17 protein-coding genes are annotated in these 23,251 nt (G+C 71.5%); 6 read left to right on the forward strand and 11 right to left on the reverse strand.

Annotated features, from left to right (window positions below):
- Nucleotides 1-3: 3 nt before the first annotated feature.
- From ABIA35_RS39300 to ABIA35_RS39325, 6 genes are all read right to left on the reverse strand, one after another.
- On the reverse strand, nucleotides 4-873 hold the full coding sequence (locus tag ABIA35_RS39300) for a TIGR03619 family F420-dependent LLM class oxidoreductase (protein ID WP_370344797.1): 870 nt from the start codon (nucleotides 871-873) through the stop codon (nucleotides 4-6).
- A gap of 40 nt (nucleotides 874-913) precedes the next feature.
- The gene (locus ABIA35_RS39305) at nucleotides 914-1,738 is read right to left on the reverse strand and encodes an SAM-dependent methyltransferase (RefSeq protein ID WP_370361311.1); all 825 of its coding nucleotides are present in this window, start codon (nucleotides 1,736-1,738) and stop codon (nucleotides 914-916) included.
- A gap of 97 nt (nucleotides 1,739-1,835) precedes the next feature.
- Nucleotides 1,836-3,863 (reverse strand): N-acetylmuramoyl-L-alanine amidase, encoded by a 2,028-nt coding sequence (locus ABIA35_RS39310; RefSeq protein WP_370361312.1) that lies wholly within the window; start codon nucleotides 3,861-3,863, stop codon nucleotides 1,836-1,838.
- A gap of 80 nt (nucleotides 3,864-3,943) precedes the next feature.
- Nucleotides 3,944-6,028: a hypothetical protein gene (locus tag ABIA35_RS39315; protein WP_370361313.1), complete on the reverse strand. Its 2,085-nt coding sequence runs from the start codon at nucleotides 6,026-6,028 to the stop codon at nucleotides 3,944-3,946.
- Nucleotides 6,025-6,948: a protein phosphatase 2C domain-containing protein gene (locus tag ABIA35_RS39320; RefSeq protein ID WP_370361314.1), complete on the reverse strand. Its 924-nt coding sequence runs from the start codon at nucleotides 6,946-6,948 to the stop codon at nucleotides 6,025-6,027. The genes ABIA35_RS39315 and ABIA35_RS39320 overlap by 4 nt, the downstream gene beginning before the upstream one ends.
- The gene (locus tag ABIA35_RS39325; RefSeq protein ID WP_370361315.1) at nucleotides 6,945-7,625 is read right to left on the reverse strand and encodes a VWA domain-containing protein; all 681 of its coding nucleotides are present in this window, start codon (nucleotides 7,623-7,625) and stop codon (nucleotides 6,945-6,947) included. The genes ABIA35_RS39320 and ABIA35_RS39325 overlap by 4 nt, the downstream gene beginning before the upstream one ends.
- A gap of 451 nt (nucleotides 7,626-8,076) precedes the next feature.
- Here ABIA35_RS39325 and ABIA35_RS39330 point away from each other — a divergent pair, with 451 nt between their 5' ends.
- Nucleotides 8,077-9,243: a hypothetical protein gene (locus ABIA35_RS39330; protein ID WP_370361316.1), complete on the forward strand. Its 1,167-nt coding sequence runs from the start codon at nucleotides 8,077-8,079 to the stop codon at nucleotides 9,241-9,243.
- Here ABIA35_RS39330 and ABIA35_RS39335 read toward each other — a convergent pair.
- Nucleotides 9,240-10,982, reverse strand: a complete 1,743-nt coding sequence (locus ABIA35_RS39335) for a serine/threonine protein kinase (RefSeq protein ID WP_370361317.1) — start codon at nucleotides 10,980-10,982, stop codon at nucleotides 9,240-9,242. The genes ABIA35_RS39330 and ABIA35_RS39335 overlap by 4 nt on opposite strands.
- Before the next feature lie 140 nt (nucleotides 10,983-11,122).
- Between ABIA35_RS39335 and ABIA35_RS39340 the strand changes: the two genes are divergently transcribed.
- Both ABIA35_RS39340 and ABIA35_RS39345 read left to right on the forward strand, forming a co-directional pair.
- Nucleotides 11,123-11,917, forward strand: a complete 795-nt coding sequence (locus ABIA35_RS39340) for an FHA domain-containing protein (protein ID WP_370344704.1) — start codon at nucleotides 11,123-11,125, stop codon at nucleotides 11,915-11,917.
- Between the two features lie 68 nt (nucleotides 11,918-11,985).
- Nucleotides 11,986-13,239, forward strand: coding sequence for a GNAT family N-acetyltransferase (locus ABIA35_RS39345; protein WP_370344706.1), 1,254 nt, complete (start codon nucleotides 11,986-11,988; stop codon nucleotides 13,237-13,239).
- Between the two features lie 106 nt (nucleotides 13,240-13,345).
- Here the strand turns inward: ABIA35_RS39345 and ABIA35_RS39350 are convergent, their stop codons facing one another.
- The 3 genes from ABIA35_RS39350 to ABIA35_RS39360 form a co-directional block, all read right to left on the reverse strand.
- Nucleotides 13,346-15,259 (reverse strand): pentapeptide repeat-containing protein, encoded by a 1,914-nt coding sequence (locus ABIA35_RS39350; RefSeq protein ID WP_370361318.1) that lies wholly within the window; start codon nucleotides 15,257-15,259, stop codon nucleotides 13,346-13,348.
- Between the two features lie 111 nt (nucleotides 15,260-15,370).
- Entirely contained in the window at nucleotides 15,371-16,039 is a 669-nt protein-coding gene (locus ABIA35_RS39355) for a response regulator (protein ID WP_370344708.1), read from the reverse strand.
- A complete protein-coding gene (locus tag ABIA35_RS39360) occupies nucleotides 16,036-17,424 on the reverse strand; it encodes a sensor histidine kinase (protein ID WP_370344709.1) in 1,389 nt (462 codons plus the stop codon). The genes ABIA35_RS39355 and ABIA35_RS39360 overlap by 4 nt, the downstream gene beginning before the upstream one ends.
- 120 nt (nucleotides 17,425-17,544) lie before the next feature.
- Between ABIA35_RS39360 and ABIA35_RS39365 the strand changes: the two genes are divergently transcribed.
- Genes ABIA35_RS39365 through ABIA35_RS39375 form a run of 3 tightly spaced genes read left to right on the forward strand, consistent with a single transcriptional unit; the run spans nucleotide 17,545 to nucleotide 19,572 of the window.
- Nucleotides 17,545-17,709 carry a hypothetical protein gene (locus ABIA35_RS39365; protein ID WP_370344710.1) on the forward strand — a complete coding sequence of 55 codons (165 nt, stop codon included), beginning with the start codon at nucleotides 17,545-17,547 and terminating at the stop codon, nucleotides 17,707-17,709.
- 16 nt (nucleotides 17,710-17,725) lie between these two features.
- Nucleotides 17,726-18,586, forward strand: coding sequence for an ABC transporter ATP-binding protein (locus tag ABIA35_RS39370; RefSeq protein WP_370361319.1), 861 nt, complete (start codon nucleotides 17,726-17,728; stop codon nucleotides 18,584-18,586).
- The gene (locus ABIA35_RS39375; RefSeq protein WP_370361320.1) at nucleotides 18,583-19,572 is read left to right on the forward strand and encodes a hypothetical protein; all 990 of its coding nucleotides are present in this window, start codon (nucleotides 18,583-18,585) and stop codon (nucleotides 19,570-19,572) included. The genes ABIA35_RS39370 and ABIA35_RS39375 overlap by 4 nt, the downstream gene beginning before the upstream one ends.
- Before the next feature lie 60 nt (nucleotides 19,573-19,632).
- Here ABIA35_RS39375 and ABIA35_RS39380 read toward each other — a convergent pair whose 3' ends face one another.
- Nucleotides 19,633-23,244 carry a ricin-type beta-trefoil lectin domain protein gene (locus ABIA35_RS39380; protein WP_370361321.1) on the reverse strand — a complete coding sequence of 1,204 codons (3,612 nt, stop codon included), beginning with the start codon at nucleotides 23,242-23,244 and terminating at the stop codon, nucleotides 19,633-19,635.
- Nucleotides 23,245-23,251: the final 7 nt, after the last annotated feature.

Below are 23,251 nucleotides of genomic sequence, written 5' to 3' on the forward strand. Positions count from 1 at the left end.
GGTTCAGCCCTTCCCGAGCCCGAACCGCTCGGCGAACTCCACCAGCTGGGCGCACTGCTCCTCCGGCTCCCCGGCCGGCGCGCCGACCACGATGCGCGTGACGCCCTGCGTCCCCAGCCGCTCGGCCTCCTCCGGGGTCGTCTCCAGCGATCCCATCCGCGTGTAGTCGATCGCGCCGGGGTCGCGGCCGGCTTGCTCCGCCGTCGACTTCACCAGCTCCCACAGCGCTGTGCGCCCCTCCTCGGTGAGCGAGCCGCCGGGCAGCCAGCCGTCGCCCCGCAGTCCCGCGCGCCGGGCCGCGGCCTCGCTCGATCCGCCGATGTGGATCGGCAGGCCGGGTTCTGTGAGCGGCTTGGGGTAGCTGTGGATGTGGTCCAACGTGAAGAACTCGCCGTGGAACGTCGCGCCGTCCGCGTCGGCGTCCGGCGCCCACAGCGCGCGCATCACGTCGATCGCCTCGTCGGTGCGCCGGCCGCGGGTCGTGTAGTCGACGCCGACCGCCGCCGCCTCGCCGGGCAGGGCGCCGACGCCGATGCCGAGCAGGCGCATGCGGCCGCGCGACAGGACGTCGATGGTGGCCAGGCGCTTGGCCAGGGTGACCGGGTGGTGGTACGGCAGCAGCAGGACTCCCGTGCCCAGCAACAGCCTCTCGGTGTTCGCGGCCGCGAACGTCAGGATGTCCAACGGGTCCGGGAACGGGATGTCCGTCGGGATCTGCCAGCCGCCGATCTGGGCTCCCGGGTAGACGGCCACGTGTTCGGGCACATACATGGCCTCGAAGCCGCATTCCTCGGCTTGGCGGGCCACCGTGACCAGCCGGTCCGGGTCGGCCCCGAAGAAGGGGGTGGTGTAGCTGAGCGCGATGGTCGGCATTGCCTGATTCACGACGCTACCTTAGGCGTGCCCACCGCGTCTAAGCGCGCTTGCGGGCCAGCGCTCCGATGAACGGCGCGATCGTCTGGTGGCTCTCGGCCAACGAGGGCAGCCAAAGCCGGATGTCCTCCACCCCCGGCGGCTGGATCTCCAGACCCGTCAGCCACGGCGTGATCTGCTCGGCGGTGCGCGGTGTGACCGGCACGCCGGTGCGCGAGGCGTACTCGCGGACCGCGGCCTTCTGCGCCTCGGGCGCGTCGTCGTCCGGCGCGCCGTGGGAGAGCGCGAGGTAACTGCCCGGGACACACGGCCCCAGGAAAGCGCGGATGATGTCCCCGGGACGGTCGGAGTCGGGGATGAAGTGCAGCACCGAGAACAGCAGCACGGCGACCGGCTTGCTCCAGTCGATCGTGTCGCGGACCAAGGGGTGCTCCAGTACCGCCTCGGGCTCGCGGAGGTCGGCCAGCGCCGCGTGGGCGGTCGCGTTGTCGGCCAGTAAAGTCCGCGCGTGCGCGATGGCCACCGGGTCCAGGTCGATGTAGACGACTGTCGCGTCCGGGTCGGCCGCCTGCGCGACTTCGTGCACGTTGCCGACCGTGGGGACGCCGGAGCCGAGGTCGAGGAACTGCGTGATCCCGCGCTCGGCGACCAGGTTCTCGACCAGGTGCCGCAGGAACAGGCGGTTGGCCTGCGCGCTGGCCGGCAGCGCGGGCATCGCCTCGGCGGCCCGGCGGCCGGCCTCGCGGTCCGCTTCGAAGTTCTGCGAGCCGCCGAGCCAGAAGTCGTAGATGCGCGCCGGGCTCGGACGGTCGGGGTCGACCTCGGGCAGGCTCAGGGCCAACTCGGCCGCGTCTATCGAGTCCATGACAGAGCATTGTGTCACTCGGGCCGTCGTATCGCCCGCGTACGGGCGATACGACGGCCGCTACCTGCGCTTCTCGTGAATCAGGACCGCGATATGGTCAGGACTGCGAGACGGTCACGTCGGCCGCGTTGACCCACGCCAGCCGGTGGTTGTACTGGATCAGGTAGAACATCGTCGTCCCGACCACGTCCGTGCGGTCGTCCGGCGCCGAGCCGTCGATGTTGCGCGCGTACCAGTACTCGCCGTTCACCGCGGGACCGGCGGTCACGTACGACTGCCCGGCCGGGATCGAGTACAGCGACAGCAGTTTCGGCGTGCGCAGGTCGACCGCCGCGATCGGCGCCGGGTAGGCCGACGCCTCCGGGGCCGCCGTCGCGTAGACCGGGATGGAGGCCACGCCGGGCTTGGGCGTCACCACCGTGGCGGTGGACGGCAGGGCCGAGAAGTCCGACCACGGACTCTCGAACCAGGCCTCCCGGCCGCCGTACCAGATCGCGGTCCACAGGCCGTCGGAGGTGATCTTGCGGTCCGCGACCACGAACTTCTCCCCGGTCACCGCCTTGTCGCCCCAGTCGTCGGCGGAGTCGGTGCCCGGCGAGCCGTCGGCGTGCAGGTAGGGCTCAGACAGCAGCGGCGCGTTCGGGTCCGCGGCGGTGCGCAGCCAGACGAAGTTCGTGGGCTGCGACGGCTGCTCGCCGCACTGGCCCGGGACCGCGCCCGGCGTCGGGTCGTTGGCCGTGGTGCAGCCGGAGACCACTTGCAGGTTGCCCTGGAAGTCCGGCTTCACGACCACCACGGAGCCCAGCGGGTTGAAGCTCGGGTCGGCCAGCTTCGAGGGGCTGAACGAGGGCACGATCGGCGCGCCGACCAGGTCCATGAAGTGCGACCAGTCCCAGTACGGCCCCGGGTCCCAGTGCTGGCTGGTCTGGTTCGCGTCCTTGGAGCCGGGCACCTCGTCGTGGCCGAAGATGTGCTGCCGGTCCAGCGGGATGTTGAACCGCGCGGCCAGGTAGCGCACCAGTTCCGCGGTGGTCTCGTACTGCGCCTCGGTGTACCAGGAGGCGCCGTGGATCGCCCAGCCCTCGTGCTCGATCGAGACCGCGTGCTGGTAGATCGACCAGTTGCCGGAGTCCCAGGCGATGTCCTGCGTCGGCACGGCCTGCGTCACGTGGCCGTCCGAGGAGCGCACGATGTAGTGCGCCGAGGCGTAGACCGCGGGGTTCTGGAACGTCGAGATCGCGCCGGCGTACGTGTCCTCGGTGTCGTGGATCGTGATGTAGCGGATCGCCGACTGCGCCGGCCGGTTCGCCGGGTCGTAGTTGCCGTAGCTGGACAGGTCCGCCGGGTTGTTCAGCGCCAGCGCCGCCGGATTGTAGTCACAGTCCAGATCGGCGGGGCACTCCGGCAGCGGCGTGCCGTTCGGCGAGGTCGTCGCGGCCTTGACCGCCGCCGGCGCGCTCAGATGCAGGGCGTTGATGGAGCCGGCGTCCGCAGCGACGGACGCGTCCCCCGCGAGCGTCAACGCGGAGGTGGCCATGCCGGTCCGCACGGTGGTGAACACCCGGTCGGCGAACTGCTTGGCCGTCGCGGCGTCGGTGGCGCCGCTGTACTTGGCGACCGCCGCGTACCAGCCCCCGGCGGTGGCCGGGAGCTTGCCGCCGCCGAGCTTCTTGGCGTCGGACGCCAACAGCGCGGCACCGGCACGGATGTTCGTCGCGTCGTCCCGCTCGACGGCGCCCTTGTCCTTCCCGATCAGCTTCGCCGCACTCTGCGCCGTGGCCAGCGTCGGATCGGCCTCGACCGCCGCCGCCTTGGCGCTGTCCGGGTCGAGCCCGTCCAGCGTCGCCGCCGAGACGTCGGTCAGCTGCATGATCCCGTAACCGCCGGAGGTGGACGGCGCCCCACCGTGGTCGGTCCAAGCAGATTCCTGATACGCGAGCGCCTCAAGGACGTTCAGCGGCACCCCGGACTCGTGTGCGGCCGCCGCGAACGCGCCCTGCAGCGTTCCGTTTCCTGATACCGCGCTCGGCGCCTGCGCGCTGGCCGGCGCGGCGGCGACGCAGGTCACCGCCAGCGCGATGGCGCAGCCCGCGGCCCACAGGCCCGGCTGGACATGGCTTCTCATGGTTCTCACGACTACTACGACGCTGTCGAGCTATAAAAGGGTGCTGTTTTGTGTCCACGAGTTTGTGTCCATGGCTTGTTTCACTGCTTCCATCGCCAGCACACGGTGTATCCCAACTCCGGGAAGTCGCTCGGCTGCCACCACTGCGCCCCGTCGTTGCCGCAGAAGCCCGGGTCGTCGTAGGTGCCGGTGCGGCCGGAGACCACGACGTTCGAGTTCGGGCAGGAGTCGACGTTGGTGAAGGTGTCGCCGTTCTTGACCAGGCACTCGTTCTGCGTGGCGGTGCCCAGGGCGTCGGGGTAGTTCATCACGAGGCACAGCAGGACCTGCAGGCCCGAGTCGGTGTTGGAGTAGGTGAAGTCCTCGTTGCTCTGCGGCCAGGCCGGGCAGCGGCTCTTGTCCACGGTCTGGGGATAGCGGCCGACGACCTTGAAATTGCCGGTCTGGCAGTCCTCGACGTCCCAGGTGCTGCCGGAGCTGTTGAGGCCGTACACGCACTGCCCCGGCTTGGCCCAGTACGCGGTGCCGTCGGCCTGGTAGCTCAGGCACACCACGCGGTCGTCGGCGGGGGAGGACACGCTCTGCGAGACGTCGTCGACGCTGTTGCAGGAGTTCATGTCGGTGGTGTCGTCGAAGGCGCCGACGATCTTGAAGGTACCGGGCCCGCAGTCGGCCGACGACAGGTTCGCGCTCGACGAGGTGGACGGGTCGCTGTCGTCGACGCAGTCGCCGATCTGGAGGGTTTTGACGAGGTCTGCCGGGGGCGGTGGCGGTTGCGGGGTGAAGCCGCCGGTGTCGCCGGAGGTGGTGCCGCCGGTTGAGGAGTCGCCGCCGGTCGAGCTGTCGCCCCCGGAAGTGCTGTCGCCACCGCTCGAAGTGCTACCGCCGGTGGTGCTGTCGCCGCCGGTCGTGCTGTCCCCGCCGCTTGAACTGTCCCCGCCGGTCGTGCTGTCCCCGCCGGTCGTGGTCGAGTCGCCAGCCGTACCGCTGGTACCCCTCGTGCCGCTCGAACCACCGGTGGAACCGTCGCCGCCCGAGGTGGACGTCGTATACGTGGTCCCGCTGCTGTTGCTCGCGCCCTTCGCACTGTGGTTGCTGTTCACCACGACCACCAGCACGATCACCAACACGGTCGCCAACGCGCCGACCCTGGCGAGGATCTTCCCGACCGCCTTGGCCGGCGTGTACGTCGGCGGTGTCCCGGGCGGCGTCCCCGGCGTCGGGGTCAGCGTCGGGATCGGGGCCGGCGGCGGCGTCGGAGCGGGAGGCCGAGGCGGAACCGGGGGAGCGGCGTGCGCGGCGGCGTTCAGCTGAGCGATCCAGTTCGCCGGCGTCGTCGGCCGCCGCGCGGAATCCGCGCTCAGGCTGGAGCGCGCCAAGTCCCCCAGGTCGCCGCTGATCGCCTCGAGCCGCAGGGGGTCGGTCGTGGTCTGGTCCCCGGCCGCCATGCGGACCGCGAGGAGCCCGAACTTGTAGACGTCGGTGGCGCGGGTCGCCTTCTCCTCGCCGGCCGGTGCCTGCCAGTCCGGGGTCTCGACCTGTGGCAGGGCGCTGACACCGTGCAGGCGCATGGCGTCGCAGTCGATGAGGAAGAAGCCGGCGTCCCGGCCGGTCGCGAACAGCAGGTTCTTCGGCGACAGGTCGCCGACCGCGATGCCCAGGCCGTGCAGCCGGTCCAGGCTCGCGGCCAGGTCGGCCAGCAGTTCCAGCCGGTCCCGGGGGCTGATGGCCAGCCCGATGCCGGCGATGTAGGCCTCGTCGTTGAGCAGGAACTCCAGGTTGGCCAGGACCGGCTTGGCCGACGCGGTGCCGGACAGGCTGCGCATGCTGAAGCGGAAGCGGTCGGGGACGGCGCGCATCAGGAAGCCGCAGACGCGGCCGGACCGTTCGACCACCGCGACCGGCCACGCGGTCTTCTCGCACAGCCAGCGCGCGTCGTCGGCGTCCAGATCCCCGAGCAGGTCGACCATGGCGCGCAGGGCGTCGGCGTCGAGCAGGGCCAGCGTGGCGGTGTTGTACTCCTTGTAGACGACCTCCCAGCCGCCGTCGACCGCCTCGTTGATCCTGCGGTTGGCGACCGGGTAGACGGTGCCCTGGCCGCCGCGGCCGATCTCGGCGCCGAGCGTGAGGTCGCCGTGGTCGACGGTGCGGGTCGGCCCGGTCACGGCGCGCCCCCCGCGGCGCCGCGAGCGGGCCAGACCGCGACCAGGGTCCGGTCGTCGTCGAAGGTCTCGCGGGAGAAGTCCAGGACGTGCGCCAGCCTCAGCGGGCTCGGCGGCACCGCGAGGTGGCGTGCGAACAGGGCGCCGACCCGGCCGTCCCCGTCGCCCAGCGGGTCCCCGAAGCCGTCGGTGCCGACGAGCAGCACCTCGCTGGCGGTCAGGTGCTCGGCGACGGCCTCGACGGCCTCGGGCACGTGCGGCAGCGGGACCACCGCGGTGGACACGAGGTCGTTCGCGGAGCCCGTCTTGGTCCCGAACAGCGCGTGGTAGGAACCCGTCGCGCGGTCCAGCAGCCAGGCGCCGGAGTCGCCGATCCGGAAGAGCCGGACGTGCGGCCCGGACGAGTCCGGCTGGACGATCCCGGCGACCAGCGTCGTGGCGTACCACTGCGCGGCCACCGCGGAGGGCTGCGGATCGGTGCTGCCCAGCCGCCACGCCGCCAGCTGCCGCAGCCGCTCGGCGGCGTGGTGCGCGACGCTCTCCAGGTCCGGCGATCCGCCCCGCGACAGCACGTGCAGCAGCCGCTCCACCGCGGCCCGGCAGGCCTCCACCGCGCCGAGCTGGGAGTCGGTGGCGCCGGACACGCCGTCGGCGACCGCGAACACGAGCGTGCCGGACGCCTCGTGCACGGCGATGCGCGCGCAGTCCTGGCGCGGCTTGCGGTAGAAGCGGTGGCTGGCCCCGCGCACCGAGGCGGAGCGGACGGTGAAATCAGGGGTCGACCATCCGTCGCACTCGGTGTCCGGGAAGTCGAACGCGAACTGGCCGGGCGGGCGCGGCTCGAACTCGGCGCCGGGGGTGTCCACCGTCATCCGGGGCCACGGCGCGGTGTCGTCGCCGGCGGTCAGGACGCCCGGGCTCACGGCGTGACCTCGTCCAGCACGATCGAGAAGCCCTCCGGCCTGGTCACCACGAGCTGCGGATGGTCCGAGTTCAGCGCCTGGCTGGAGGCGATCAGGCTGGCGGTCAGCGCGTGGAAGAACTCTGAGATCGCCCGGCCGAGGTCGGCCCCGCGCTGCGCGATGAATCCGAACTCCGGCCGGGAGGCCACCTCGGCGATGGTCTGCCGCTGGGCCGTGCCCATGCCGCAGGCGATGATGTTCGGCGCGGCCGGCATCCGCTGCCGGTCGGTCAGCTTGCCCAGCGCGCGCTTCCAGCCGAAGTCGGTGGGCTGGCCGTCGCTGAGGAAGAACACCACCGGACGGTGCACCTTGTAGCCCTGGTCGCGCAGGAATCGCACATCGGTCGGGATGCGGCCGGCCAGATCGGAGAACGCCGCGCCGTAGTTGGTGCTGCCGCGCACCGTCACCCGCGGCAGGTTCGTCTCCTGCCGCATGTCGGCCACCGCGAGGTGCACCCGGACGTCGTCGGAGAACCCCAGCACGGCCAGCCGCAGCTTGGCCGCCAGCATCGGCGCGGCCCGCAGCTCCTCGCACAGCGAGACCAGCCCGGCGGAGAGGTCGTCCACGTAGGGACCCATCGACGCCGACTCGTCGACCAGCACGTAGGCCGGCAGCAGCACACCTCTAGCCTCGGACATCCCGATCGCCTCCCTCTCGCCCGCCGTGCGGGCGTCCCTGCGGAGCAGGCTAGGCAAACCGGCAGAGGACCGGTCCTGAGCGCGCCGACCTACGCTCGCCGTCAGAGTTCGAACGCACTGCGCGCTTCGAACGCACTGCCGACCGGGAGGTGCCATGGACGGCCCACTGCCGATCTGGGAAGGCACGCCGCGCGCCGTGCCGCCGCCGCTGGGGGCGCCGCCGCCGGTCGAGTCCAAGCGGCCGGCGCGGATCGGGGTCGCGGCGGGCGTTCCGGTGCATCAGGGACCGATGAGAGCTGCGGTCGCCGAGCCACGAACGCTTTGGGGATCCGGTCCGGCGAACGGCCGGTCGGTCGTGTCGGAGGCTGGAGCCGGATCGCAGACTTCGCCGGTTCGTCATCCTCCGACTTCGACCGGACAAGCACCGCTCAAGCGGCGCGGGCGCCTTGTCGTGGGAGCCGGAGCGGCGGTGGCGGTCGTGGCGTTCGCGGCCACGGCTTTGGCGATGTGGTCGGGGACATCCGCGACCACGTCGGCTCCGACCGGCATGCCGAGCAGCTCGCCGGTGTCGGGTACATCGCCGATCCCGAACACATCGCCGGTGTCGAGCGCGCCGAAGGCTCCGGCTCCGGCCGTGTCCGGCCCGCTCTCCCAAGCCCTCGCGAACCTGTCCGACCAGCAGCTGCTGCGCTACTCCGGCGTCTCGCCCGACGGCCGCGCCTCCTGGCAGCTCACGGTCACGGCCGGCGGCCAGGCGCAGGGCGCCATCGAACTCGGCGACGGGAAACTCGGGGTCCTCCAGGTCGGCGGCCGGACCTATTTCCGGGCCGACGACACGGCTTCGGCCGGTCTGCTGGGGGAGCTGCCGTCCGGCGTGACGGCGGCCTCGGTGCGGGGGACGTGGGTCACCGGCGAGAGCGCCCTGGAAGCGCTGCTGCCGTCCGGTCTGGCCTCAGCGGGGGACCTGGCGGCCTCGCTGCGGTCGGCACTGTCCTCCTCGGACGCCGGCTTCCCGTCGCCGACCGTCCCGACGCCACTGGTCGACGGCGAGGCGGCGGTGCCGGTGACCACGTCCGCGGGCGTCCTGTACATCTCGACGGCGCAGCCGTACCGCGTGCTCCGCCTCGTTCCCGTCACGGCCGGCCCCGGGCAGCCGACCGATGTCGAGACCGTGTCGCAGAGCACTGCGAAGGACGTCATCAGCGGCCTGGTCGATCAGACCAGGACGCTCACGGCCGCGCTCGACTTCGGGATCGTCTTCCAGTACGGCCAGGATCCGCAGCTGCGTTGCTCGCGGAACGCATGCACCGTCGAGGCAGACGGTGTCGTCGCCTCCGGGACGGACCCGACTGGTTCCGTCGTCGCCGACGTGACGGCCACGGTGAGCGTGGACGGCCAGCCGGCCGGACAGTGCGAGGTGATCGCCAAGCTCCCGCTGGACCAGCCGCAGACGTTCCACTGCCAGGATCCGGACGCCGTGTCGGTGGTGCGGACGCTCGGCGGCGGCGACGGTCTGGACGTCAGCGTGAACCTGGGATTCCAGGCGCGTGCGGACACGCAGCAAGACGTCGGCGCCTTGGTCGGCGCGTTGGCCGGGGCACAGCAGGGCGGACTCTAGCGCTGGACCGGGGTGCTGCCGCTCATGGCGAACAGCGGCGAGCACTTCTCGTCGGCCTTGTCGTCCGCGTGCCACACGCAGATCTGCATGGTGTCGCCCCGGTCCGGGAGATAGTTGGTCTTCTCAGCGTTCTGTGACGCGCTGAAGGTGTAGGCCATCCCGTCGCTGCGGATGATCTCGGCGACACAGGACTGGTACAGCGAGGTGTTCAGCACGCCTGCCAGGTTGCCGGAGCCGTCGGTGTCCAGCCAGGCCGAGCACGCGGCGTCGTTGGCCACGTAGTCGACGTCCACCTCCGAGTTCGACACCCGCGCCGGGTCGTCGGCGCTGTTGATGCCCGGGATCGACGAGGCGGTCGGGGTGGGGCCGGGGCCGGGCTTGGAGCCCGGGGCCGAACTCGATGGCGTGCCGGGAGTGCCCGGAGCCGTGCTGGAGCTGACCGGCCGTCCCGGTGAGCTGCTGCCGCCGCCGTTCTTCGACGACGAGGCGGGTCCCTGCGGTGTCGTGGTCCCGGAACCGGGCCCGGTGGTGGTGTTCGAGGAGGACGCCCCCGACGAGGTGGTCGTGCCGGGCGCGGTCGGTGTCGGCGTGTGCGGGGTCGTTCCTCCGGACCCCGCCGACGGGGACAGCGACCCGGCGATCGGCACGATCCCGACTCCCGAGGGCGGGGTGGACGCGTGCGCCGCTCCGCCGCGATGGGTCGAGGCCAGTACTGCCAGTACGCCGGCCACGACCGCGCAGAGCGCCGTGACCGCCGCGAGCGGTACCAGGAAGCGCGGTCGGTGTCGTTTCGGCTTGGCGCCGTCGGCTATCTGTTGCGTGGGGCCGGGTTCCGGCTCTGTGTCGACGTCCGGGTCGGGCTCGGGCGGCAGCACGGTGTCGATCACGCTCACCGGCGTCGTCGCGAAGGCCCGGCGCTTGGCGATGCGCTCGGTCACCTCGGCCGGCCACGACGGGCTCACGGAATCGGCGTGATCGCGCGCCGCGGCCACCAGCTGGGCGGCGGTCGGCCGGGACGCGGGATCGGGGGCGAGACAGAGTTCGACGATCCACGCGAGATCGGCGTCCAGGGCGCGGATCGGCGCGATGTCGGGCTGGGCGCCCGGCAGCCGGACCGTGGCCGCGTAGACCAGGGTGGCCGCCAGGGAGTACACGTCCGACGGGGCGGCGACCTCCCGGTCGCCGGCCTCCTGCTCCGGGGCGGTGAAGCCGCGCGTGCCCGAACTCGAGCCGCTGCGCGTCAGCCGCGACTGGTCGCCGGCCAGCGCGATGCCGAAGTCGATGAGCTTCACGCCGTCGCGCACCATCATGATGTTGGCGGGCTTGAGGTCGCGGTGCACGATCCCGGCCTCGTGCACGGCTTGCAGATGCGCGGCGGTCTCGGCCAGCAGCAGCCACAGGGTGTCGGCGGCCAGCGGGCCGTAGGCGCGGACCGCGTCCTCGACCGTCAGGCCGGGCACGTACTCGGTGGCGAACCACGGTTCCGGCGCGGTGCTGTCGCTGGCCAGCAGGGACGGCGCGACGCCGAAGGGGACCCGGTGCAGGATCGCCACCTCGCGGTTGAAGCGCTCGCCGGACACCAGGCGCGGCTTCACCCGCTTCACGGCGACGTAGCGCCCCTCGCGGGTGCCGAGGAACACCTCGCCCATGCCGCCGGCGCCGAGCACGCCGATGATGGTGAACTGGCCTATCTCGCGCGGGTCGCCCGGACCCAGCTGATCGGCGACGTCAGTGTCCATCAGCGCCCCGTCCGCTCCGTGCACTCACGCTGCGTAGGTTAGCGAGCACTGTCGTGCCAGGGCAATTTGTTGATGATCGTTGAGGACCGGTCCTCCCGGCGTACACCTACACTGGCGCCAGCTGAACGGAGGCCACTGACATGGCGAACGCCCACTTCCCCCCGCGGATGCTGCCGCCCGGCAGCCCGTCCGAGGGAGTCCCCGCGGCCCCCGCCGGCACGATCTTCGTGCTGGGCCCGGAGGGCGGCTACGCGGTCCCGGCGCGCCGGTACACCCTGCTGTTCGGCCGCGACCGCGAGGACGTGCACGTCCCGGTCGGCGTCGACGACCCGACGGTCAGCCGCCGGCACGGGGTCTTCACCTGCACCGGCCCGGACGGCGGCTGGTGGCTCACGAACACCGGCCACCTGCCGATCGAACTGCCCAACGGCGCCCTGATGCTCACCGGGCACCGCCGCGTCATGGAGCCCGGGTACACCCCGCTGGTCATCAACTCCTCCAAGCAGCGCTCGCACCTGGTGGAGGTCCGCCTGGTGGACGACGACGACCGCCACCCCCGCTCCACGACCAAGGCCGGGACCGTCGACCCGGAGACCGTCTACGAGCTCTCGCCGGCCGAACGCCTGGTCCTCACCGCGCTGGCGCGCCGCTACCTGGAAGGCCAGGAACCCTTCCCGCTCCCGCTGACGTGGGAGGACACCGCCCGGACGGCGAACGCCTCGCCGTACACGACCAAGTCCTGGAACTTCCGGACGGTCGCGAACACGGTCGAGGAGGTGCGCGAGCGCCTGCACCGCAGAGGCGTGCGCGGCCTGATGCGCGACGAGGTGGGAGAGCCGGTCGGCTCGACGCTCAGCGTGAACCTGATCAGGGAACTGATCAAGACGGTGACGCTGAGTGCCGAGGACCTGGAACAGCTGGCCGAACAGGCCTGAGCGGAAAACCGCGGGCGCGGGTCCGCCCGCTGGGTGATCATGGACGGATCACCCAGGGAGGACCACGCATGCCGATCGCCATCAAGCCTGTCGCCATCAAGCCCGTCTCCGACGCGGAGTTCGACACCTGGTCCGACGCGGTCAGCGTCGGCTTCCTGAGCTACGACAAGCGCGGCCAGGGCGACTTCCGCCGGCTGATGTGGGAGAAGGAGATCGCCCAGGGCCGGGTGCTCGGCGCCTTCGACGGCGAGAAGGTCGTCGGCACGTACGCGACCTTCCACACGGGCCTGACCGTCCCCGGCGGCGCGCCGCTCGGCGTCGGCGCCGTCACGGCGGTCACGGTCCAGGCCACGCACCGCCGCCGCGGGATCCTCAAAGGCCTGATGGCGCTCGGCCTGCGACAGTCGCTGGAGCACGGCGAGGCCGCCTCGGTCCTGATCCCCTCGGAATGGCCGATCTACGGCCGCTTCGGCTACGGCCCGGCGACCGAGGAGGCGATCGTCCAGATCGACGCCGCCACGGCCGGCCTGCGCGCACCGCTGCCCGGTACCGTCGAGCTGGTCGGCGTCGAGCAGTGGTGCGAGGAGATGCCCGCCGTGTACGACCGGATCCACGCCGCGACCCCCGGCGCGATCGAGCGGCCATTGTGGCGGTGGCGCCTGGAGTCCGGGCTGATCCGCCCGGAGGGCCGGCCCGAGGACAAGAGCACGATGTACGCGGTCCTGCGCGACGAGGCCGGCGTGGTACGCGGCTCGGCGAGCTACCGGGCCAAGCACGCCGGCGAGCGCGTCGGCTTCACGCCGAACTCCATCCTCAGCGCCTCGGTGCTGGCCGAGACCCCCGCCGTCCGGGCACGGCTGCTGCAGTTCCTCTGGGAGCAGGACTGGGTCGTCCGCGTCGACATCGAGACAGAGCGCTGCGACGCCGCCTGGCGGCAGTTCATGAGCAACCCGCGCGCCGCCCGCCAGTCCGACCGCTACGACACCCTGTGGGTGCGGATCCTCGACGCGGCGGCGGCCCTTTCGGCGCGCACGTACCAGAGCGAGGGCCGGATAGTCCTGGCGGTCAAGGACGAGGACGGCCCGGCCGACGGCGTCTACGCACTCGAAGGCGGCCCGTCCGGCGCGACGGTCGAACGCACGACCCAGAGCCCTGATCTGACCCTGCCGGTCCAGACCCTCGGCTCGATGCTGCTGGGCGGCCACGCGCCGTCCTGGCTGGCGTCGGCGGATCTGGTCACGGAGGAGCGTCACGGCGCGCTGGCTCTTGCCGACCGGATGTTCACGACGCCGACGCTGCCGTTCGCGCCGACTTGGTTCTGATGCGCACGGGGAAAACGGTGCCCCTGGCTTATGGGTGAGTTGGGGGTGTTGGTGCCCATACCTGGACCTTCAACGGGCTGGACTGAGGATTCAAGGCTCGGGGGCGCTAATCCGCCTCCAGCGCCTCCAGCAGAACCCTGATGACACGCCTTGCCGCCTCCCGCTGCTCGGGTCCGACCAGCGGGAGGCAGTCGGCGCCGGCCGGCGGCCCGGCCAGGTCGGTGAGCAGCATGGCGGTGCCGGTGATCTTCAGTCCGGTCCGGGCCTCCCACGGGGCGTCCGGCGGGCCGGGGACCGTCCCGTACTCCACGTTCTGTACGAGCTCGTCGCACGCTTCCCGGCTCAGCTTGTACGGGGCGTTCGCGCTGAACGAGCGCAGCGCCTCGCGGAAGTCGGCGGTCACCTCCGCCACGTCGCCGGCGAGGCGGGCGCCCAGCAGGACCCTGATCAGGTCCTGGTCGGTGCCCGAGGCGCGGACCGAGCTGTCGGCGTGGAAGCGGCAGCGCATGAGCCCCGAGGAGCGCAGTGATACGCCGGTGAAGTCGGCGGTGCCGTGGAAGGTGGCGCGTCCCTGCTGGCCGCCCGAGTTCAGCGCGAAGCTGATCTCCGCGCCGGAGACGGACTGTTTGCTGCCGAAGGTCGCGCCGGCGAAGCTGGTCGTGCCGTAGAACTGCGCGCCGGTGAAGTCTCCGCGGGCCAGGCGGCAGCCGGAGGCGTCGAAGTCGATCAGGGTCGCGCCGGAGAGCTGGAGGTCGATGTCCTCCCACAGCGGCCGGCCGGGACGGGGCCGGGTCCGCTCGGTGAGCAGGCGCTGGGCGGTGCGGCGGGCCCGCAGCTCGGTGAAGTGCGCCGGGGCGAGGTCGAACAGGTCGGCGGTCACGGCGAACGACAGGGGCGTGCGCAGGTACGCGCAGACCGTGTCGGCGATGCGTTCCCTGAGATCGGGTTCCGCGTCGCCGAGGTCGCCGAGGATCCGGAGCCCGGCCAGCCGGACCTCGGGATCGGGATCGGCCAGGTGCAGGTGGTAGGGCGCGAGTGAGGTGTCCGGGACCACGAGCGCGGCGCCGTCGTCCTCCACGTCCGCCGCGGTCGTCCAGCCCAGGGGCCAGTCCTGGCCCTCCGGCCACTCCTGGCCCAACTCCTGGGCGTCGGCGGTCAGCCGGGCGCCGGTGAGGTCGACCGCGGGCTGGATGAGGTGGACGCGTCCGCCGAACACGCAGCGCTGGAACGACACCGCGCTGCCGAAGCGCGCCTTCCAGAACCAGGCTTCCCGGGCGAAGGCCGCGTCGGCGAAGGACACCCCGTGGTTGAAACGCGTGCCGTCGCCGCCCTCCTCCCACATCTGGTACTCGTCGGTGAGTTCGGCGATCGGCCAGTTCGGGTCGTCCTCGTTGAGCTCGTCCCAGGCGACGGTGCGCCGCGTCTCGATCTCCTCCCAGGCCTCGTCCTCCTCGTCCAGGGACTCCTCGCCCCGCCCGAACCAGGCGATGCTCTGGAAGCGGACGCGCGAGAAGTCGGCGTCGGCCCGGAACCTGGCCCGCCCGAAGTCCGCGGCGCGGTTGAAGCGCGCACCGGCGAAGGACGCGTCGCCCTCGAAGACCGACCGCTGGAACAGCGCCTGGTCGGCGAAGCGGGTCCCGGCGAAGACGGAGTCGCCGTGGAAGTGGGTGTCGGTGAGGCTGACGACGCCCAGCCGGCAGTCGGCGAAGTCGACGTCCGGCAGGATGGCCCCGTCCAGCGCGAGATCGAGGCAGTGCTCGCAGCCGGCGGCGCACGGCGCGTCCGCCGCGGCCCCGCCGGCGTCAGGATGCTGACGCGCCAGCGCCGCCAACAGGGCGACGGCCTGCTCCCCGGCGGGCGCCTGCTCGGCGGGCTCGCGCAGGTAGCGGCACACGGCGTCGGCGATCGGCTGCCGCTGCTCGGGATGTTCCCCGGCGAGGGCTTCCAACGCTTGAAGGGCGGCGCGGTGGGACTGATCGTCCGCGTCGGCCAGTAACGGACCTAACAGCCGAGCAAGCATAGAGACACGTTACGGATCCGGGCCCGGTGGCGGGGTCCGTAGAAATACCGGCAGCGGGTACCCCGCCGGTGTTGTACCTCAGCGCTTCCTCAGGACTGCCTCAGGGCTGCTTCAGGGCTGGAAACCCGGGTCCATCAGCCGGTTCTCCCAAGCCCACGCCGCGACACCCACCCGGTTCCGCACCCCCAGCTTGGCCTGAATGCTCGCCAGATGGCTCTTGACGGTACTCAGCGAGATGAACAATTCCGCGGCGATCTCCTGATTGGTCCGCCCCGCCGCGATGGACTTCACCACCTCGACCTCCCGCACGGACAAGGCCTGCGCCGGCTGCCGCGCCCCCCGCTTCGCCCTCGGCGGCGCGATGTGCTTGAGCAGCCGCACCGTCACCGACGGCGAGATGAGCGCGTCCCCCGAACTCGCCGCCCGCACCGCCTCGGCCAGCAGCGCCGGACCCGCGTCCTTCAGGACGAAGCCGAGCGCCCCGGCCCGCAGCGCACCGTAGACGTACTCGTCGAGGTCGAAGGTGGTCACCACGACCACCCGCAGCGGGTCGGCCGCCCCGGGACCGGCGAGGGCGCGGGTCACCTCGATGCCGTCCAGGCGCGGCATCCGGATGTCGACCAGGCACACATCGGGACGCAGCCGCCGCGCGAGCTCCACGGCCTCGGCCCCGTCGGCGGCCTCGGCGACCACGGTGATGTCGGGCTGGTCCTCGAGGATCAGGCGCAGGCCGCGGCGGACCATCGCCTGGTCGTCGGCGAGCAGGACGGTGATGGTCAACGGGGGGCTCCTGCCGCGGAGGTCGGGCGGGTTGTCGGGGCTGGGGCGGAGCTCGGGTCCGGGGTCGAGCCTGCGGTCAGGTCCGGGGCTGGTGCCGGGTCCGAGCGCAAGTCCGGGGCCGGGTCCGGAACCGAGTCCGAGTCCGAGTCCGAGCCACCATCAGGGCCCGAACTCGCGATCGGCAGCACGGCCCGCACCACCCACCCGGCCCCGCCGTCCGCCTGCGGTCCCGCGTCGAGCGTGCCGCCCAGGGCCTCGACGCGCTCGCGCATGCCGATCAGGCCGAAGCCGGGGCGGTGCAGGTGGCGGGGCGGGGTGGGCGGGGCGTCGTCGGCGACCTCGAGGTGGATTCCTTCCGTGGCTTGGGTGATCGTGACCGAGGCCGAGTGGGCGTTCAGGGCGTGGCGGGCGATGTTCGTCAGGGATTCCTGGACCACGCGGTAGACCGTCGAGGCGATCTCCGGCGGCCACTGCGCCTCGTTCTGCCGCGGCATGCTCAGTGTCACCGCGGGGCCGTGGCCGGCGAAGCGCTCGACGAGCTCGGCCAGGTCGTCCGAACCCGCGCCTGCGCCGGTGGTGACCGCGTCGTCGGTGTCGCGCAGCAGGGCGACCACGCGCCGCATGGCCGCCAGGGCGTCGCTGCCGGCCGCCTCGATCTCCGCCAGGGCCTCGTCGAACTCGTCGAACTCGTCAGAGTTGTCAGAGCTATCAGAGCTATCAGAGTTGTCGAACTCGTCGGAGCCCCGGCCGCGCCGGGCGGTGATCCTGGCCGCCTGGGTCTGCAGCACGATGCCGGTGATGTGGTGCGCGACCACGTCGTGCAGCTCCCGGGCCATCGCCAGCCGCTCGTCGCGGCGCACGCGCTCGGCGGTGTCGTGCCGGCGCCGGTCCAGGTGGCGCAGCCACAGCCCCAGCGCCACCGCCGCCAGCCAGCTCTCCGCGCCGACCATGTAGGCCGCGTGCGAGGTCTGATACCCCAGGGCCGCGCCGAGGCGGCCGGCTCCGGCGACGCAGACGCCGCACAGCGCGATCGCCGTGGCCGGAACCGATGGCAGCACCCTGACAGCCGTGAACGCCAGCACCATCAGCGCCAGGATCGCGGCGGCGCCCGGTTCGCTGGGCAGCCCGGCGAGGGTGGCGACGAACGTCGCGACGGTGCTCACCGCCAGCCCGGCGATCGGAGCGGCCAGCCGGTGGCGCCGCCGGGCCAGCGCGGCCGCGCAGACCGCGCCGTCGGCCACCGTGTCGAAGACCCACGCGCGGCCGTCGTGCGCGAAGCGGTCGGCGGTGAACGCCAGCACCGCCGCACTCAGCAGTGCGAACAGGACGTCCGCCGCGATTCCGGCCCGCCGTCCGGCCGAGGCCTGCCGATCTTGTACGGTCACGCCGGCCAGGCTACGTGACGCGGTCCGCCGCGCAGTACCGGCCGAAAGTACGATCGCGCGGCGGCCGAACCGTGCTTTCGGTCGATGCCGCGGGTCCGTTCCGGCCAGGACCGTTGAGGCATGACCTCGACCTCCCCGGCGTCCGGCGCCCTCGCCGACACCGCCAATCACTACAGCCCGCTGTTCTACACCCTGATCACGATCGACGTGATCGCGGTGCTGATCGTGTTCTTCACGATCGTGCGTTTCGTGCTCAAGCTGATCGACCGCCGGTCCCGAGGCTGAAGGGCCGGCACAAGCGATGACACTCGTTCTGGAAGCCGAAGGACTCGGCAAACGCTACGGACGCCGCGCGGCCCTGACCGACTGCGATCTGAGCATCCCGCAGGGCCGCGTGATCGGCCTGGTCGGCCCCAACGGCGCCGGCAAATCCACGCTGCTGCAACTGGCCTGCGGCCTGATCAAGCCGAGCTCGGGCACCATCACCGTGCTCGGCGAACGGCCCGCCACCGACGCCGCGCAGCTGGCCAGGGTGGGCTTCGTCGCGCAGGACACCCCGGTGTACGCCGCGCTGTCCGTCGCCGACCACCTGACGATGGGAGCGCGCCTGAACCCGGGCTGGGACGACCGCCTCGCCCAGCGCCGCCTCGCCCAGATCGGCCTGGACCCGTCCCAGAGGGCGGGCAGGCTGTCCGGCGGCCAGCGAGCGCAGCTGGCCCTCACCGTGGCCGTGGCCAAGCGGCCGGAGCTGCTGATCTTCGACGAGCCGGCCGCCGCGCTCGATCCGCTGGCCCGGCGCGGGTTCCTGGAGAACCTGGCCGAGTTCATCGCCGACCTCGGCGCGAGCGCGATCCTGTCCTCGCACGCGCTTTCCGACGTCCAGCGCGTCTGCGACCACCTGATCGTCCTGGCCGGCTCCCGGGTCCAAGTCGCCGGTGACGTGAATCAGCTGCTGGCCGACCATCGCCGGATCACCGGCCGCCGCGACGATGTCCAAGCCCTGCCGCCCGGATTCCGGATCGTCCACCTCGACCACACGCCGACCGGCACCAGCGCGATCGTCCGCACGGACGGCGCCCCGACGCCCGGGCCGTGGCGCGTCGAGGAACTCGACCTCGAAACGCTTGTGCTGGCCTACATGACGCAGGAGACCCACCGATGATCTGGATGACCTGGCGCCAGTTCCGCACCCAGGCGATCATCGGTATCAGTGCCCTGGTGCTGATCGCGACCTACCTGGTGATCCTCGGCGAGCAGATCCGCCATACCTACAAAGCCGATATCGCGCAGTGCGCGAAGGGCGCCTGCGCCGGTGTGATGAGCGAGTTCACCGGACGGTACGGCACCCAGGTCGAAGTCCTCGGCTACGCGCTGATCGTGGTCCCGGCGCTCCTCGGCATGTTCTGGGGCGTTCCGCTGATCACCCGGGAGCTGGAGGCGGGCACGCACCGGCTGGCGTGGAACCAGTCGGTGACGCGCGGCCGGTGGCTCGCGGCGAAGCTCGGATTCGTCGGCCTGGCGGTGGCGGCCTTCACCGGTCTGTACAGCCTGCTCCTCACCTGGGCCGCCGGCCCGATCGACGCGGTGCACGACAACCGCTTCACCCCGCTGCTCTTCGACGCGCGCAACATCGTGCCCGTGGCTTACGGCGTCTTCGCCTTCCTGCTCGCCGCGGCTCTCGGTCTGTTTGTCCGGCGCACGGTCCCCGCTATGGCCGCCGTCCTGGTCGTGTTCGCGGTCGTCCAGGGCGTCGTGCCGACGATGGTCCGCCCGGGCTACGTCGCCCCGGTCAGCCAGACCGTCGCCCTCACCAAGGCCGAAGTCAGCGGCCTGTCGTTCTTCGGCGAGTACGGCACGGTCGGCGGCGTCACGGTCCACGGCGGCCCGTGGATCGTCTCGACCAGCGCGGTGCTCGACACCTCCGGCAAGGAGGTCGGCCACACCGCATGGTGGGCGAACTGCGTGAACGTCGTCGCGCCGCCGCAGCTGCCGGACTGTGTCGCCAAGGAGAACGCCCACGTCGACGTGACGCTCCAGCCCGCCGACCGCTATTGGTCGTTCCAGTGGTACGAGACGGGAGTCTTCTTCCTGCTCAGCGCGGTCCTGGTGGGCCTGTGTGCCTGGCGGGTCCGGGGCAGGTTCTCCTGATGACGAACGCGCGCCGTGGCGGGACCTCCCGCCACGGCGCGCATCGGTACTGCCGCCGGCTCAGCCTCCGAGGCTGAACTGCTGCGCGGCGGTGCTGTTGCAGTCGTAGATCTCCAGAAGGTCTCCCGCCTTCTCGTTGTTGTTCGGATCGTCGAGGCAGCGCCCCGACTGCGGGTTCATCAGCGAGCCGTTCGCCTGCGTCACCCACGTCTGCGAGCCGGTGCCGTTGCAGTCGTACAGCTGGACCTGCGTGCCGTTGGCGGTCCCACCGTTGTTCACGTCCAGGCACTTGCCGAACACGCGGACCGTGCTGTCGCCGGGGGTGTACCAGCGCTGGGCGTCGGTCTGGTTGCAACCCCACAGTTGGACGGCGGTCGCGTATGCCGGGTCGGCATTGGCCACGTCCACGCACAGGCTGCCGGGGCCGACGACCGGTCCGGGCGGGAGCTTCCAGATCTGGGACGCGGCATCGGTGCAGTCTTGCAGTGTCAGCTGGACCGCGCCGGGGGTGGTGTTGCCGCCGGTGACCGTGAGACAGCGTCCTGACTGCGGGTTGATCAGTTCGCCGTTGGCCTGCGCGGTCCAGTTCTGTGAGCCGGTGGTGTTGCAGTCATAGAGCTGGATCGCGGTTCCGTTGGCCGTGCCCGCGTTGGAGGCGTCCACGCACTTGCCGAGGACCTGCAGGGTGCCGTTGGGGGTGTAGGCGAACTGCTGCCCGGTGCTGTGGTTGCAGGTGTAGAGCTGCATCGCGGTGCCGTCGGTGCTGGTGCCGCCGCGGGTGTCCAGGCACAGGCCGGCGTCGCCGACGACCTCGCCGCTGGTCGGGTTGGCGGTGGCGCTGCCGGTCAGGCTGATCGTGTGCTGGGCGTTGACCGGGAGCGCGCCGGTGGTCACGGTCGTCGTGCGCTCGTTCGGGTTGTAGGCCCACGCGGTCTCGGGGACCTGGGTGCCGTCGACGAAGACGGCGGTCGGGGCGACCGTGTTCGACAGCCGCAGGGTGTACGAGCGCTGAGTCGCGGCGCCGGTGAAGGAGCCGGTGTCGGCGCCGACGGTCAGGGTGCGCGAGGCGTCGCTCCAGGAGATCGGCGTCGTGGTCGACTGGCCGCTCTGGTAGCCGCTGCCCTCGCCGGCGTCCTGGTAGAGCGGGAACGAGCCGTCGGCGCCGGCCGCGACCGACAGCGTGACCTGGGTCAGCGGCGAGGCGTTGCCGTCGTTCACGTAGTTGGTGCGCTGCGGCATGATGCCGCCGCTCTTGATCAGGACGGGCATCTCGTTGAGCGGGTCGGTGATGGTGACGGTGGTCGGGCCGGTGTAGCTGGTCCCGGTGAAGTAGTCGGTCCAGGTGCCCGGCGGGATCCACGCGCCGACGGAGCCGTTTCCGTTGGCGTCGCTCGCCGTGGTGATCGGCGCGACGAGCATGTTGTCGCCGTAGAGGTACTCGCCCTTGTTCGTGTACGCCTCGTTGTTCGAGGGGTAGTCCAGATACAGGGGCCTGATGATCGGCACGCCGGTGGTGTGCGCCTGCTGGGCCAGCGTGTACGTGTACGGGACCAGCGCCTCGCGCAGCCGCAGGAACCGCTCGGCACTGGCGTCCGCGGCCGTGCCGTAGTTCCAGGGCAGCCGGTCGCCGTGGTCGGAGTGCAGGCGGTCGATCGGCTGGAAGGCCCCCAGCTGCACCCAGCGCGCGTACATGTCGTCGGCCAGGTGGTCTCCGTGGAAGCTGCCGATGTCGTTGCTGACGTTGGAGATGCCGGCCGCGGCCTCGTCGCCGGCGAACTGCGCCTCCAGCGCCATCATGGCCCAGGTGGCCTCGGTGTCGCCGGTGAACTGCATGGTGTTGCGCCGCTCGGACCACGGTCCCAGCGCGTAGTTGCCGTTGTCGCCGGCCTGCGCCGAGGAGCCGATGCGGCCGAAGGAGAAGCCGCGCAGGCCGCGGTTGGTCCCGTCCTGGGCGTACTGCTGGTTGATGAAGTTGCCCGGGGCGACGTGCGGGTCGCTGGCCGTGGAGTTGCCGCACCAGCAGTAGTCCAGCCACCACTCGCGCACGCCCTGCTGCTCGAAGGGCTTGTGCAGGTTGAAGTAGGCCGCCAGCTGGTTCGGGTTCGACCAGTCGAACTCGTAGTCGCCGCCGCCGCGCGTGGGGTCGGGGGTGAGGCCGCCGGCGGTGGCGTTCGCGGCGGGGAACTGCGGGTCGGCGCTGTTGATGCCGACGTGGATGTTGAACGCGGTCTCAAGGCCCTGTTGCTGGGTCCAGCTCATGAACGCGTTGGGATCCGGGAACAGGGAGTTGTTCCAGTTCCAGCCGTTCCACTGGTTGGGGGACTTCCAGTCGGTGTCGACGACCAGCCAGTCAAGCGGCGTGTGCGTGCTGCGGAAGGTGGGAAGCAGCGTGTTCTCGTAGTCGGAGGCGCTGTAGGCGTAGTACCGCGAATACCAGACGCCGTAGGCGGATTCCGGCAGCAGGTTCTCACTGCCGGTCAGGGCATTGAGATCCGACAGGCCCTGCTTGTAGTTGGCGCCGTAGCCGAAGAAGTAGCCGTCCTGATAGGGCTGGGCTCCGTGGCCGGGACGGTCGGTGGCGGTGCCGTTGGCGTTCATCAGCGCCGAGCGCGAGTCGTCCAGCAGGTACCAGCCGTCGCGGTCCAGGATGCCCGGTCGCTCTGTCGCAGTGGCCGGGTTCTGGTTGTCCAGCGAGCTGGACCAGCCACCGACAGTGTCGGTGGGGCCGGCGCCGTAGGCGGTGGTCAGCAGCGAGCTGGAGGCGCCGGGTGCCGGGTAGGCGGCGCCGGAGGCGGTCACGGCCAGGCTGTCGAGGTTGACGTTGCCGCTGTCGGAGGCGTTCTGCACGATGTTGATCGTGTTGACGCCGGCCTTCAGGGTGACCGGGATCGAGACCGTGGACCAGGTGTCCCACGAGCTGGTGACCGGCATCGAGAGCGCCGGCCCGGCGGCCCCGTTGATCGTGGTCGACAGGGTGCGGGTGACGTTCTTCCCGTCGCCGCCGGTGGAGTTGGCGTAGCGGACGCTGAGTTGGTACGTCCCCGCCGACGGGACGGCCGAGACGTCCTGCTGGACCGCGCTGTTCACCTGGCCGAAGCCGGCGACGAAGCCGGACCCGGAGTAGTCGTTGTGGTCATAGGCGGTCATCGCGCCCCAGCTGAGCAGTCCGTCCTCGGCCTCGCAGGCCGTGCCGAACGCGCAGTAGGACGGGAACGACGGGGCGGCCGTCGCGTTGGTCCCGGCGACGGTGATCGAGGTGTTGGCGGCGGTGAAGGGCCCGCTGCCCTCCTTGTAGCGCAAGGTGATCGACCCGGTGGTGATGACGCGGTAGCCGCCGCTCACCGACGTGGTGAAGGACACCGCCGGGAACGAGCGGTTTACAGCGTTGAAAGTCTGGGAGTCCTGGAACTGGTTGTCCCCGGCGTACTCCATGCGGATCAAGGTCGGGGTGAGCACCTCGAAGCGGGCGCTGCCGTCCAGGACGGCGGTGGACGCCGCGGTCGCCTGCGCTTTGGCGCCGCTCGCGGCGGTCGCCGAAGCCGGCGCGTACAGGGCCGAGCCCGCCAGGGCGAGCAGGCCGACGGCGGCCGCCAGCCGGGCCGTTCGTCGTCGGCGCCGCGGGCCCCGGGGCGGTGGAACGGGGAAGTCCTTGCCGGGAGCGCGTGGTTTCATGCCTGCT

The sequence above is a fragment of the Catenulispora sp. MAP12-49 genome, assembly GCF_041262705.1.
GTDB lineage: Bacteria > Actinomycetota > Actinomycetes > Streptomycetales > Catenulisporaceae > Catenulispora.

What these genes read in the sequence shown, in the direction of transcription:
- ABIA35_RS39300 (WP_370344797.1), bottom strand. Translation starts at nt 873, where the DNA reads ATGCCGACCATCGCGCTCAGCTACACCACCCCCTTCTTCGGGGCCGAC.
- ABIA35_RS39305 (WP_370361311.1), bottom strand. Translation starts at nt 1,738, where the DNA reads ATGGACTCGATAGACGCGGCCGAGTTGGCCCTGAGCCTGCCCGAGGTC.
- ABIA35_RS39310 (WP_370361312.1), bottom strand. Translation starts at nt 3,863, where the DNA reads ATGAGAAGCCATGTCCAGCCGGGCCTGTGGGCCGCGGGCTGCGCCATC.
- ABIA35_RS39325 (WP_370361315.1), bottom strand. Translation starts at nt 7,625, where the DNA reads ATGTCCGAGGCTAGAGGTGTGCTGCTGCCGGCCTACGTGCTGGTCGAC.
- ABIA35_RS39335 (WP_370361317.1), bottom strand. Translation starts at nt 10,982, where the DNA reads ATGGACACTGACGTCGCCGATCAGCTGGGTCCGGGCGACCCGCGCGAG.
- ABIA35_RS39340 (WP_370344704.1), top strand. Translation starts at nt 11,123, where the DNA reads ATGGCGAACGCCCACTTCCCCCCGCGGATGCTGCCGCCCGGCAGCCCG.
- ABIA35_RS39345 (WP_370344706.1), top strand. Translation starts at nt 11,986, where the DNA reads ATGCCGATCGCCATCAAGCCTGTCGCCATCAAGCCCGTCTCCGACGCG.
- ABIA35_RS39350 (WP_370361318.1), bottom strand. Translation starts at nt 15,259, where the DNA reads ATGCTTGCTCGGCTGTTAGGTCCGTTACTGGCCGACGCGGACGATCAG.
- ABIA35_RS39365 (WP_370344710.1), top strand. Translation starts at nt 17,545, where the DNA reads ATGACCTCGACCTCCCCGGCGTCCGGCGCCCTCGCCGACACCGCCAAT.
- ABIA35_RS39370 (WP_370361319.1), top strand. Translation starts at nt 17,726, where the DNA reads ATGACACTCGTTCTGGAAGCCGAAGGACTCGGCAAACGCTACGGACGC.
- ABIA35_RS39375 (WP_370361320.1), top strand. Translation starts at nt 18,583, where the DNA reads ATGATCTGGATGACCTGGCGCCAGTTCCGCACCCAGGCGATCATCGGT.
- ABIA35_RS39380 (WP_370361321.1), bottom strand. Translation starts at nt 23,244, where the DNA reads ATGAAACCACGCGCTCCCGGCAAGGACTTCCCCGTTCCACCGCCCCGG.